General features: G+C 49.9%; 12 protein-coding genes. 1 reads left to right on the forward strand and 11 read right to left on the reverse strand.

Annotation, left to right across the window (positions count from 1 at the left end):
* Positions 1–129: 129 nt before the first annotated feature.
* A complete protein-coding gene (locus ACWA2B_RS07060) occupies positions 130–336 on the forward strand; it encodes a hypothetical protein (protein ID WP_025723164.1) in 207 nt (68 codons plus the stop codon).
* Here the strand turns inward: ACWA2B_RS07060 and ACWA2B_RS07065 are convergent.
* The 11 genes from ACWA2B_RS07065 to ACWA2B_RS07115 all read right to left on the reverse strand — a co-directional run bounded on the left by ACWA2B_RS07065 (position 305) and on the right by ACWA2B_RS07115 (position 12,443).
* Positions 305–1,111 (reverse strand): MBL fold metallo-hydrolase, encoded by an 807-nt coding sequence (locus ACWA2B_RS07065; RefSeq protein ID WP_023991120.1) that lies wholly within the window; start codon positions 1,109–1,111, stop codon positions 305–307. The two genes, ACWA2B_RS07060 and ACWA2B_RS07065, sit on opposite strands and share 32 nt — an antisense overlap.
* 6 nt (positions 1,112–1,117) lie before the next feature.
* Entirely contained in the window at positions 1,118–1,882 is a 765-nt protein-coding gene (gene yycI / locus ACWA2B_RS07070) for a two-component system regulatory protein YycI (protein ID WP_029518929.1), read from the reverse strand.
* Positions 1,883–1,900: 18 nt separating this feature from the next.
* On the reverse strand, positions 1,901–3,241 hold the full coding sequence (locus ACWA2B_RS07075; RefSeq protein WP_449291847.1) for a YycH family regulatory protein: 1,341 nt from the start codon (positions 3,239–3,241) through the stop codon (positions 1,901–1,903).
* The gene (gene walK / locus ACWA2B_RS07080; RefSeq protein WP_029518931.1) at positions 3,238–5,067 is read right to left on the reverse strand and encodes a cell wall metabolism sensor histidine kinase WalK; all 1,830 of its coding nucleotides are present in this window, start codon (positions 5,065–5,067) and stop codon (positions 3,238–3,240) included. The genes ACWA2B_RS07075 and walK overlap by 4 nt, the downstream gene beginning before the upstream one ends.
* Positions 5,064–5,795: a response regulator YycF gene (gene yycF / locus ACWA2B_RS07085; protein ID WP_025723159.1), complete on the reverse strand. Its 732-nt coding sequence runs from the start codon at positions 5,793–5,795 to the stop codon at positions 5,064–5,066. Before yycF ends, walK begins: the two co-directional genes overlap by 4 nt.
* Positions 5,796–6,027: 232 nt before the next feature.
* On the reverse strand, positions 6,028–7,551 hold the full coding sequence (locus tag ACWA2B_RS07090; protein ID WP_449291848.1) for a peptidoglycan DD-metalloendopeptidase family protein: 1,524 nt from the start codon (positions 7,549–7,551) through the stop codon (positions 6,028–6,030).
* A 365-nt stretch (positions 7,552–7,916) separates the two neighbouring features.
* Positions 7,917–8,573 (reverse strand): hypothetical protein, encoded by a 657-nt coding sequence (locus ACWA2B_RS07095; RefSeq protein ID WP_449291849.1) that lies wholly within the window; start codon positions 8,571–8,573, stop codon positions 7,917–7,919.
* Between the two features lie 147 nt (positions 8,574–8,720).
* Positions 8,721–9,437, reverse strand: a complete 717-nt coding sequence (locus tag ACWA2B_RS07100) for a GntR family transcriptional regulator (protein ID WP_029518938.1) — start codon at positions 9,435–9,437, stop codon at positions 8,721–8,723.
* Between the two features lie 27 nt (positions 9,438–9,464).
* Entirely contained in the window at positions 9,465–10,472 is a 1,008-nt protein-coding gene (locus tag ACWA2B_RS07105; protein ID WP_029518939.1) for a CehA/McbA family metallohydrolase, read from the reverse strand.
* A complete protein-coding gene (locus ACWA2B_RS07110; RefSeq protein ID WP_342434684.1) occupies positions 10,465–10,932 on the reverse strand; it encodes a hypothetical protein in 468 nt (155 codons plus the stop codon). Before ACWA2B_RS07110 ends, ACWA2B_RS07105 begins: the two co-directional genes overlap by 8 nt.
* Positions 10,929–12,443: a hypothetical protein gene (locus ACWA2B_RS07115; protein WP_342434685.1), complete on the reverse strand. Its 1,515-nt coding sequence runs from the start codon at positions 12,441–12,443 to the stop codon at positions 10,929–10,931. The genes ACWA2B_RS07110 and ACWA2B_RS07115 overlap by 4 nt, the downstream gene beginning before the upstream one ends.
* Between the last annotated feature and the right edge of the window lie 21 nt (positions 12,444–12,464).

Here is a 12,464-nt window from a genome sequence, read left to right on the forward strand (position 1 = left end):
TCGATGAGAGCCTTCCTTCAGAAAGCTTTTCGTTGTTAGCTTTATTGTATCACAGCACTTAGCAAAACCACAGGCAGAACCAAGCTCATTGCACGCCATTTCTAAAATATTTTTTAGGAGGAATATATGATGAATTCACATCGTTCGGCTATGGATGAAGTTCGCATGGCTGCCAAGCTGGCGGATTTAAAAGACGAGCATTACCGCAATACACTGGCGCTAAGTACATTGATTGAACTACTGGTGGACAAAGGCGTAGTGACCCGTGAAGAGGTAGAACGCAAAGCCGCCGAGCTGGACAGCTTTATGGCTCACTTACCTTATCCCAAGGTGTAGGACGATCATAGTACGTATCACACAATCGAAACTCACTATCCTTGTAAAAACAGCCGCGGTCTTCCATCGCCCCACGCACAGTCAGCTTCGCAAGTTCCATCATATTGTGGTCGCGGCTCAAATGTGCCAAATACGTTCGCTTCGTCCGTCCTGTCAGCAGCTCGCTAAGAATCGCGCCCGCCATCTCATTAGATAAATGACCGATATCGCTGAGAATACGGCGCTTGATGTTCCACGGATAACGACCCATACGCAGCATTTCCACATCATGATTAGACTCCAGCACCAATACATCCGCATCTGATATCGCCTGTTTCACTTTGTCGCTGACATAGCCAAGATCGGTCGCTACACTCAGCTTCTCCGCCCCATCATAAAAGCTATATCCTACAGGCTCGGCCGCATCATGGGATATACCAAAAGACTCCACGCGTAATGATTCAAATTCCCGCGTTGCGCCTGTCTCCAATATTCTACGGTTATCATCTGCAATTTGCCCAACAGCATTGCTGATGGCAAACCATGTCTTCTCGTTAGCATATATAGGTAAATTATATTTACGCGCCATGGCGCCTAGTCCTTTAACATGATCGGAATGCTCATGCGTGACCAAAATACCATCCAACTCTTCTCCGCTCAGATCGCGTTCTTTCAGCAATTCGTCAATACGCTTCGCGCTGAGACCCGCATCGATGAGCAATGTCGTGTCTTCGTTCCGCACAACGGTAGCGTTGCCGGTCGAACCGCTCGACAGCACGGTAAATGAAATCCCCATATCTGTTCAAGACCCTTCTGTATGTTCTGTCTTTGGACTAATGACATCTCCGTTCATCTGCACATAATACACACCTTTTCCGTTGTCCAGCATAAACCGCCACACGGGGGCAGCCACCTGACTATCGGAGTTAAAGGTCTGTCCGTAATAACCGAGCCGGATATCCTTCACAATCGTATCACGCGGCAAATAGCCGTCGATCAGCCTTGCCAGTGCTTTGGACGCAGGCAGCATTTTCTTTGCCTCATCCGAAGGCTGGAGCTCGACCTTAATTTTGCGATACCCTGTAATCTTTTGATTGCTGTAAAACAGAGCCAGCTTCACATTAAATAGCGGCCATTTGCCCTGAACCAGCGGATGAAGTACAAAAGCATCTGCTTGTCCGGATGCCAATTCCTCCTGAACATCCAGCGGATCGTACTGAAAGTTATCGATATCCTTGATTTGTGGCTCCAATGCCTCAACTAACGCATCATGAGTGAATACCAGTTTGCTGTCCACCGGCTTCACCAGCTGCACACGATCATCCTTTTCTCCACTATGAACGTATGTGTAAGAGAGTTTAGGCAGCTGCGGGGTATCGCCGGGAATCGGAGCCAGCACCTGAATGCTTTTCTCTTCCATTAAACGCTGCGTATTTTCATCCAATGAAGTAAAATCCAGACTCGGCCCTGCCGTTTCCTGCGCATCATGCCACAATTGGTAACCCAATACCACATTGAGCAGCAAAAATGTACAGATCAATACGTTTTTGGCGCGGCTCCAATCCATTCCCGTTCCCCCTTCCTGTCACCTCTTTGTCTCCCGGTCTGGCTTCGTTTGTGTTGTGTTGGATGCTGTCGTTACAGGAACAGCAAGAATTTCTGCAACAGAACCGTCACCGAACGAAACGCGCCATTCAGGAGCAAGCTTCAATCCATCATTGGTCAGCTCCGGTTGATATACGGGAGTCAGATCTCGAATCGTCTTCCCTTTGCCTACAGTCTCCAGTCGCTTCTTCAAGGGCTCGCCGCCCGGCAGCATAACCTTCTTCGAGGATTGCTCTCCTCCCTTGAGATACAGCAACGAACGTTCATAGACAGAAGCCGTTTCCTGCTGGATTTGCAGCGAAATCGTACCAAAGCGGAACGATGGTGTGTCGAGCACTGGATAAGCACCATAATACTGCTGAAACATCACAGATGTACGATTTTCATCACTGCTTCTCAATTTCAGCTGATACGAAGCATCCCAACCGCCATGCTGATTCACGAAATCAACTGCGGCCAGCACATCCCTAATCGGGCTGCTTCCACCCGCTCCTGGCGCACTCGGATCGGTATAGCTCATCCAACGTTGCTCCTGCTTGATTTGCAGACTACGTTTGCTATCCGTATAAATTTGGGAGCCGTCCTTCTCCTGAATATTACGCGTAATCCCCGGATCGAAAAACAAATTCCGCTGCATTTGCTCTGTCGTAAACAATCCAGCATACACTACAGGCTGCGTAGTTTCCAGATCATCCACGGGAATGTAGTACTGATTATTTACCAGCTCGTACAACGGGGCATTTTTACCGAAATTCACATGCTGGCGGATGTCCTCTACTGTCATATCGAACTGGTTCGCCTCATACACCACATCGCCTCTGGCACTGAAAAAGAGCGCGTGTGGCTTGGCATTCTTTTCGTCTATATAGATCCAAATGCGGTTAATCGTCTCTCCCTGAAACACCGAATCCGGCGTCAGACGCATAACCCGCTCCAGTAATGAAACCGGGACTCCGCCTGAAAAGGATAATTCGATGCCTTCGTTTTCGCTGCGAATCTGTGCCCAGTCCGCCGATTGAATACTTCGACGTTGAAAGTTGTTAAAGCTTCGGCTTTCCAGCCGTGTATAAATTAAATCGTAAAAAGTAACACCCGGATAAAAAACGGTATGCTTCTTCTCACCTTGGTGAATTAGCATTTTATCAGGAAACACGAGGTTCTCAATCTTTTCCTCCTGCCCCATGCTTTCGGTTTTGACATAGTTCGTTTCTGAAGTGAGTACAGAATCACTGCCTGGAAGGCGGTAAATTAAAAAATAAGTCTGTACCAGGCTGGAAGCAACCAGCAAAATAAGCGTCCAGGACTTCAAACGTTCCTTCACTGTGCTTCCCTCCCTTCACTCGACATGGGTAGCGTAAAGGTCGTACAGGTTCCCTGACCGTATTCCGACTCCAGAAAAATCTGGCCCCCATGCGCCTTTACAATTTCCCGGGCAATCGACAGTCCCAGTCCCGTGCCGCCCATATTGCGCGATCTCGCCTTGTCTACACGATAAAACCGTTCAAAAATCCGGTCCAAGTCTTTTTTGGGAATACCAATTCCGGTGTCTTGTACCGAAATGGACAGCATTCCCTCACTGTTGCGGCGAGCTTCGATCCGAATACTTCCGCCATCTGGCGTATATTTCAGCGCATTGGACATCAGGTTGTCCAGCACCTGCTCAATTTGGTCCCGGTCGATCACGACTTTACCGATTCCCTGCTCTACGAACATCCCTGAGCGAATGTGTTTTTGCTTCATTTGAAAAGAAAACCGATCTGCGACTTCGTCCAGCATCTCCATCACATCGGCAGGTTGCATCCGCAAAGGCGCCTCATTGGAATCAAGCCGTGACAGATGCAGCAAATCTGTAACCAACCGGATCATACGCTCTGTCTCGTTGCGGATCACGCCCACAAAACGCTCTGCGAGCTGCGGTTCAGCCATCGCGCCGTCATCCAGCGCTTCAGCGTAGCTGCGGATGGTCGTCAACGGAGTGCGCAGCTCATGGGATACATTCGCTACGAATTCCCGCCGTGTCGTCTCCATCTCCTCCTGCTCCGTCACGTCCTGGAGCACGGCAATCGTCCCCGTAATGCCAATTTCCCGCCGATGAATCGGCGTGAATGTCACACGGATGACGATGGGTTCATCCTGACCAGCTGGCTCCAGCTGCAAGAGCGTGGAGGCCGAAGAACCGCTATACAGGGCCTCGGTTTCCTCCGGGTCGATCCCCAGCAGTACCGCGATATGCCTGCCGGTCATTTCGTTCTCGTTCACGCCCAGCATGGCGCTGGCCCGACGGTTGACCAGAATGACCCGGCCATTGTCATCAGTAGCGACCACACCGTCGCTCATATTGGTCAAGATGGAGGAGAGCTTCTCCTTCTCCTCTTCATTTTGGGACAGTGCCTCACGCAGACGGCCTGTCATATAGTTAAAGGCCACGCTGAGCCTACCGATCTCATCTTCACCAAATACAGGCATCTGCTGGTCGAATTTGCCCTCGGCAACCTCCGTTGCATGGCGTGTCATTACCTTGATCGGGTGCGTAATCGTATGGGCCAATACCACGCCCAGCACAGCCGTCAACGCGAGCGCAATGAGCATACCTGAGAGAAACACATTGTTAATGCGTTTCATCGTATCGTAGAGCTCGGTCATTGAAGCGGCGATGTATACCGCGCCGACAATCTTGCCTTGGCTGATAACGGGCTTGGCGACGACCTTCTTGCGGACATTATCTTCGTCCACCATGTATTCCTCGTTATCTCGGATTCCTTGGAGTGCGCGGCTGACTACTGTCTGCGTATTTTTGCGTCCGACATAATCGGCGTGTGAACCTTGGGAAGTAATTAATACTTTCCCGCTGGCATCCAGCACCTGAATTTCCGCGCCGCTGAAATCGAATAAATTATTCACGCGTGCACGTAGACTTTCCACGCTGTCCTCTTCCATTTTGCCGTCGCTGCCACTCAGATCCTGCTCCGCCAGCACGGACAGCATCTCCGCCCGTGCTTGCAAATCCTGCGTAAAATTACTCGTGAGGGAGTTCTTCATCGAGCTGACAAAATAAACCCCTATCAGCTGCATAGCCACCAAGATAAGTAGCACATAAATAATAATCAGCTTTGCATGAATGGTACGAAAGAAAGACAGCCATTTCATGCCCGCAGGCCACCTTTGCCCCCGCTCACGATATATCCAAGGCCACGGCGTGTCAGGATGGTCTCCGGCTTGCTCGGATTCTCCTCAATCTTCTCGCGCAACCTCCGAATGGTCACATCCACTGTCCGCACATCCCCGTAGTATTCGAAGCCCCATACTGCCTGGAGCAAATGCTCCCGCGTCATGACTTTTCCGGCATTCTTAGCCATATAGTGCAATAGCTCATATTCGCGGTGCGTCAGGTCAAGCGGTGTTCCGTTTTTGTAAGCTGTATACATATCCGTATCAAAAAAGAGGTCGCCCACACGCAGCCCCTGCTTATCTTCCTGCGGTCGGCTTTCCGACGCGCCTGCCCCGCCGCGTTGCTGTCTGCGCATCTGTGCCTTCACTCGTGCCAGCAATTCCCGCGTGCTGAACGGCTTTGTTACATAATCGTCCGCGCCCAGCTCCAGCCCCAGCACTTTGTCGATTTCGCCGTCCTTAGCGGTCAGCATAATAATCGGCGTCTGGAGCTGATGTCCGCGCACCTCGCGGCATACGTCCATGCCGTCCATGCCCGGCAACATCAGGTCCAGCAGGATCAGATCAGGCTGCTGCTTGACCGCGATATCCACCGCGCTGATTCCATCGAAGGCGCAAATCACCTGGTAGCCCTCTTTTTCTAAATTAAATTTCAAAATATCAGCGATGGGCTGCTCATCATCCACTACCAGAATCGTTCCCTGCATACAGCGTTCACCTCTTCTCACGGATCATAATCTATAATTAATTTTCGTTTGTCAGTACCTATAAGATGTTTATTCTATTCTATCATACCTGTGTGCCATTCCATTACTTCCCCAGACCCTTTTCTTTACGCAGAAAAAAACCATGCCTGCACCTACTGTTAAGCATGCAGAAAAACATGGTCTTTCCCCTTGATCCTCATAAATCATGTACCTCTCGATATAAACATCCAACCTATCTTAAATACGTCATTGGATTGCGTGGCGTATTATCTTTACGAATTTCAAAATGCAGATGCGTTCCGGTCGAGCGTCCTGTGTTCCCCATGACCCCGATCGACTCGCCTTGCTGAACCACCTGTCCTACATGAACGCCAATGCTGCTCAAATGCCCGTACACGGTTTGGTAGCCGTTGCCATGATCGATCATAATGACATTGCCGTATCCATTCTGCTGACCTGCAAATGATACCACGCCTTCATCTGATGCGTGAATGTCAGCACTACCGACCAAGTCGACACCCTCATGCATACGTCCCCAACGTGCGCCAAAGCTACTCGACATCGATGCGCCGGACACCGGCCAAGCAAACTGCCCTGAGCCTTCTCCCACAACCTTCGTTCCTCTAAGAACCACCTCAGTAATAGACGGCTGCAGCACCTTTTGACCGAGCCATTCCTCTTGCACGACCTCACCGTTCTCCTTGGTCAAACGATAGTCCATCTCTTTAAGACCTGCTTGTCCCGGTCTGACCACTTTGGTAACTCCTGCCTTCAGTTCATCGCTCTGACGAATCTCAACCTCAGGCTCGATGGCAATCTGTTCGACGACCTTCTCTACTGTTCGCACCGTAACCGGAACCTTCGGAGCAGTAAGCTTCAATTCGTCCCCAATTTGCAAATACAGCTCACGCAAGCCGGGATTGTTCTGCTTAATCTCCCAAGCGGTCATATTAAATTTAGTTGCAATCGACGACAGAGAATCGCCTTCTTGCACTGTATACGTGATAGGAGCCTCACGTCCCTCAGTCAACACTTTGACTGCTTCAGCCTCCGTCAGCACCTTGTTCGGGTCTGCTTTCACAGGCTCGTACGCAATTTCCTCACGGATACTGGCAGACTCCAGCCATGCTTTGGGGGTTTTAGTACTAGCACTCGCATGGCTGCTGCCCACGGATGTTTTGCGAACCAGTCCCTTGATGCCTGTAGATGTACCCTCACCCACAGGTGTGTACTTCTTCTGTACTTGCTTTAGGGCCGCCTGTGCAGTCGCTTTGTCCTTTACAATGCCAACCGTCTGTCCGTTGACCTTCACTTCTACCCCTTTGGCATACGCTGTCAGCATACCATCCAGCTTCTTCAGCGTGGCTGCGCTGTCGATATCCGCTTTATATGCCTTCTCAATGTCTGTCGTTACCGCGTTCGTATTGAGCACCATATCCACGCCGGGATACTTGTCCTTATACTGTTTGCTCTTCGTTGCGTACAGCTGTTTAAGTTGTTGCTCATTCAAGATATTTCCGACCTCGACGCCTTTTACATACACTTTATAATAAGGAACTGTGTTAGCCCCGACATACTGATTACTCGCAAAAATAAGACTGCCTGCAATCACCACACCGCCTGCCGTCCAGCTCAGCCATTTTCTCCGACCGCTCAACCACTTTGCTATTTTCCCCGCTTCCACAGCAGGCTTGTCTGCAACGTTTGAGCCTTCATTCCTGCTGTCTGGTGAATCCTGCTCCCTCAAAACCTTCATGACTCTCTCCTTTTCAGCATATCTTATCTCTATATAAATGCGTTCTTTATTGGTCTTTCACACTATGAATTTAGCCTGTATTCACAAGCATCTATGATATTAGTCGCTATCTATCATTGCATAGTTGCGTAAAAGGTTTCAAAAATTTAACCTTTTCACAACACTGTTTACTTTAACATAGCCTTTACAAAGAATTCAACTACACCCCAATTACTTCCTGACACGCAAAAAAATCCGCGCATGGCGCGGATTCTACAGTCCTATTTTGAGCATAAGCATTGCCCATGAATTCATCTAGACAAACTAACCCATTTCGCTCTATATCTTGTTCATTGGAAGTCGCTTATTGGATTTTTGTAAAATACTTATTTAAGCAAAGCCATCAGCTTGTTATATTCCTCTTTGGTCAAATACTTCGCAAGCACCTGCTGAATATCCTGAAGCTCCTGCTCAGTGAGACCGCCTTCCATCGCGGCTGATATTTTCTGCATCTCCTCCGGCGGCAGCTTATTCATCAGAATCGCAAAAATTTCCTGTTTCTGTGCAGCCGGTAAGTTGTTCTTCTTCTCTGTCAAATGGTCGGGCGTAATCACTAAATCATGGCCTTCAATACTCGTTTCGGGTGTAGTTGTACCTTCTGCCTGCTTCCGTGACTCGTTGCCTGATGTTCCGGCCGACACAGCCCCCTCCTGAGATACCTTGCCATTGGCTGCGCCACCTGCCTCACTTCCGCTTTCTTCTAAGCCCTGTCCCATGACAGGCAACGCATCATCAGGCGGTGTTACACTTCCCGAGCCACTTCCTGTCGTCTTGTTCTTCCCCGTGTCTGTGCTTGGGTCAGTGCCCGCGCTGCCTTTTAGCCAACCCAATCCCCATATGGGCTGTTGATCAAGCTGAATGTTAAACTGCCGTAGCAGCGATTGAACATAAGCATTAACGACTACACCTGTCACTGCCAGCGTTAGTGCGCTAACCAACACGACCGTCATTCCTTTTTTGAGCAGCCATCCAAGCCACCTCATATCCCGTTACCTCCTTATACGCATCCTGCCATGTGTGTATCATCATGAAGTGCATATAGATCAGTATTGACGAGATATGACGATTTTTAACCCATGAAATATGTAAAACTAGCACCATTCAATAGGAGATGCCACATTCTAATTGAATTAGCGTGTACGACGCACCCAGAAACGAAAAATGTCACTGCGGACATAATCGAGGGAATACAGCACCTGCCTGTTCATTTCATCATAGTGAAGCTGCTTCAATAGTAATACCGTAGCCTGCGGATGCTTCAGCAGACGTGTCATATGTGCGTCGTCATAGTTTGGAACGGTAAGCTCGGAATAGGCTCCAACAATTCGTACCCCCGCCTTGAACTCAAGACTCTGAAAAAGCGAGCCTGAAAAAGAGTCATCTTCCAAAATGGGAGCGGCTAATTTCTCTGGCATCCAGTTTATAGAGTGGGCTACAGCCTCTCCGTTGGCAGTACGTGTACGCTCTAGAGCAATCATGGGCTCATGCTCGGAAAATCTCATCTGTTCGGCAATATCAGGAGGACAAACCGAAATTCTCTGAATGGATTCCAGCTGCTCGTCTTCCCGTAGCCCTGCCGAACGAATCATGTCCCCGATGCTGTACAGGCGGTCCAGCGAGCTTGGAATACTTGGTAGCGGGCAAGTCGCAAACGTGCCACTCCCGTGTTTTACTAGTAACTTACCTTCCGATTCCAGTTGGCGAATAGCTCCCCGTAGCGTCGTACGCGAGACACGAAACGATTGGGAAAGTGCAGTTTCCGACGGCAGCCGATCCCCCGGACCCATTTGATTAACCTTCATATATTCTTCTATACGCCGCTTTATGTTCTCTTGTTTTGTTGACACCGTCCGAAGCCCAGCCTTTCTATTGTGTTAAGCCATATAAATCGGATTCGTAAAAGCAATCATCATCACGCAGTCTTCCATGCAGCCGTAAAGCTCCGCTCGTATCCAGCCCTTTCCTAGCGGGTCTTGCAATGACAGCGTATATTCTCCTGTTTGGGCAGGGATCTGAATCTCCGAGCATATGCCTTGACTACTTGTCAGCAGAAGACGAAGATTCTGAGGCTTGAGATTATAATGGGCTGCTCTTGCTTCTACATTCAATTGAACCGTCACAGATAGTGGATCCTCTACAGTCAGCTCTATACATTCGCCGATGTGATAACGATGTTCTCTGCCCTTAATCTGCGCCCACATCGTCAGTAGCGGTCCCATCGTAACTGACACTGAACCGTGGCGAATCGCCTCAACTGCCCGGCCTTCTAAACCTTCTCGCTCTTCTGCTTCATCATGAACTCCCAGATATGTAACAGCCGGAAGTGAATCATCCGGTTTAGATACATGCCAGTCCCGACCGCTTACGGCAGTGATGCGATACCCCTGATTCAACAAATCGGTCCACATGGCAAACGCCCGCTGGCTATCCCGCTTAATAGATGGCATCAGCGTTGACCAGACCTCTATATAATCCACCTCGTGCCAATCCTGAATCGTGTACTCCCAAAAGCACCCCGTACAGATCGGACTTCCGATCCTGAACGGATGGGCAATCCCTGCAATGCCTCCCTGCTCATGCACCTGCCGAATCCCCTCATGAATGTCATCTGGCCCCAGCACACGCCAGTCGATAAAGCGGTCAACCCCAAGCGTCAGCATATGCCCGTAAAAGGTCGTCCACTCCATCCCTGAAATGATCGGGAGACCGAACTGCCGCTGAACCCCTTCCTGATCCGCAAGTGCCGATTGCGTGTTGTGATCCGTCATAGCGATGCATTCAAGTCCCAGATCCACTGCGCTTTGAACAAGCTCCTCCAGCGTGTGCTTGCCGTCGCTGTGAAGCGTATGGGTGTGAAGCTCAGCTGGAATCCATTTAAGCATATGCTGCTTCCTCCCCCAATACATGAATTTGGTAGGCAAGCGTCTCGGTCACAACGGCATGCAGACTGACCGTAATCCGCCACATGCCCGCCGGATTATTTCCTGCAAGAAACCCCGGCGAAGCCGTAGACGAACTGAGCCAATGCTCCTGCTGCATCTCGGGACGATGCGCATTTCCCCGGTGACGGAGGGGATCATCGACAGACAGCGTTAATAAATTTTGCAGCGGTATATACTTCTTCCATAGATCGGGTGATTGCCCCGTCTCGTCGTATCCGTATTTGCTCATGCTTTTCTCAATGATTCCTCGTGCTTGCTCTTGATCCTCCAATAACTTGGGCGTATAAGAGAAGTGAATACGGATCGTTTCAGTCAGCTGTGGAATATGAAAAGAGTACGTAATATGGCTCTGGGTGCAGGTTCTGTCGACCGTTCCTTCCACATACAGTAGTCTGCTCATGACTCCCCATCTTGGCTAGACGGTTCATCCACAACATGCTTCACCATATCCTTCACAGTATGTTCTTCATCACTCGACATGTCTTTGTCTCCCGCCCACAAAACACCTACGGGTTGAAGGCGCGTCAGCTCAATCACCCGGTCTGTACGAATACCTGGAAACTGCGGGAGATTATCCTCGTTTAACGTAAAGGCACACAGTCCAGCCACTTCCATGCTGTCCGCACCGCCTTCCAGCAATACGGCTCTGATTTCAGCTATATCCTCAAGCACAGCCTCTCCAGATAGCTTGACCGTGGTAGAAAAATGTGACTCTGCCCCCTCATAAGCGGCTCTAAACTCCCCGAGTCTCAGATCATGGTGGCATGATGAATACCACTGCTCCGAGCCGTGAAGACGAAGCTGGATATCGACGCATGCATCTTCCTCGCGCCGATTGAAGCCCGGCCTGAATCCTGGAGACGATTCTCTGCCTGAATCCCGTAAGGGACGTTTGGAAGTCTGGATAAACACATAGCTACGCTGGTGTGCAAGTGCAATGGAAGACGCTTGTGACGGCATTTCCAGCTCCTGCTGACGTTCCATCTCCCACCCAGTGACCTGATAGGCAAAAGGAAAACGGCTCATGACCGCCTCACGCGGCTCTTCCTCTGGTTTCCACTGGAAAGCAGGCGGCAGCATAAAACGATAGTCCGATGAAATGTCATCCTTAAAGTTTCCATTGGTTGTTGCGGATTGGAGAACAGGATGGCCACCCAGATCATAACTGCCATTAAACGCAGTCGTAATATGATGCGCCCCCTGGAAAACAGCTTCCAGAACATTGCCCCCTGCATCTAGCTCGACGCGGTACATCCATTCGATATCGGTGGTTCTTCCCCATTTGCTCATAAGCAGCGGCGCGGGCGTTCCCTCATCTTCATGGCTGAACATCATCTGGTATTCGATGACCGTCTTCCCATCGTTCACTTCTATGGAATAGAACAAAACAAGCGGTGTATCCGTAAAGCGATTCTCATAAGGATGTGACAGATTACGGCCATATAAAAGCGGGGTATGGCGATAAATCAGCGATCTTGGAGAGGAATCAGCCACGCAGCGCAGTTCAACCCCGTCGATCCATGCTCGAGATACAAGCGGAGCCGATTCCAGTTCGCGAAATTCGGCATAGACCTCGTAATCGCCTTCTTTTAGATATCCCAACAAACGGGTGTACACTCCCTGACTGCTACCATAGTACAAAATGACATCTTGATTATAGGCTTCATTCAGATAGAGACGTACGAAGGCAGATTCTCGATCTGCCGCAGCCCAGTCACTGTCTGATCTGGCGAACAGATCAAGCTCCGCGTATCCGTCTTCTGGCATGGAGAATCTAAACCGGAATCCGTTTCCCGGACTGAGTTCAACCTCAGCCTTGTGTAAGGCGATTCGATAACCGCAATCCAGCAAATCCTTTTCCCACACTCGCCCACTAAACCCGGTAATTTGCACCTCTGCTTGGCTGTTCATCCCTGTAACCTCCTTAGTGTA

This window comes from Paenibacillus sp. CMM36 (genome assembly GCF_053570945.1).

Bases quoted from the DNA above. Each gene is read 5' to 3' on its own strand.
- ACWA2B_RS07105 (WP_029518939.1), bottom strand. From the start codon at position 10,472: ATGCTTAAATGGATTCCAGCTGAGCTTCACACCCATACGCTTCACAGC.
- ACWA2B_RS07060 (WP_025723164.1), top strand. From the start codon at position 130: ATGAATTCACATCGTTCGGCTATGGATGAAGTTCGCATGGCTGCCAAG.
- walK (WP_029518931.1), bottom strand. From the start codon at position 5,067: ATGAAATGGCTGTCTTTCTTTCGTACCATTCATGCAAAGCTGATTATT.
- yycF (WP_025723159.1), bottom strand. From the start codon at position 5,795: ATGCAGGGAACGATTCTGGTAGTGGATGATGAGCAGCCCATCGCTGAT.
- yycI (WP_029518929.1), bottom strand. From the start codon at position 1,882: ATGGATTGGAGCCGCGCCAAAAACGTATTGATCTGTACATTTTTGCTG.
- ACWA2B_RS07110 (WP_342434684.1), bottom strand. From the start codon at position 10,932: ATGAGCAGACTACTGTATGTGGAAGGAACGGTCGACAGAACCTGCACC.
- ACWA2B_RS07115 (WP_342434685.1), bottom strand. From the start codon at position 12,443: ATGAACAGCCAAGCAGAGGTGCAAATTACCGGGTTTAGTGGGCGAGTG.
- ACWA2B_RS07090 (WP_449291848.1), bottom strand. From the start codon at position 7,551: ATGAAGGTTTTGAGGGAGCAGGATTCACCAGACAGCAGGAATGAAGGC.
- ACWA2B_RS07065 (WP_023991120.1), bottom strand. From the start codon at position 1,111: ATGGGGATTTCATTTACCGTGCTGTCGAGCGGTTCGACCGGCAACGCT.
- ACWA2B_RS07095 (WP_449291849.1), bottom strand. From the start codon at position 8,573: ATGAGGTGGCTTGGATGGCTGCTCAAAAAAGGAATGACGGTCGTGTTG.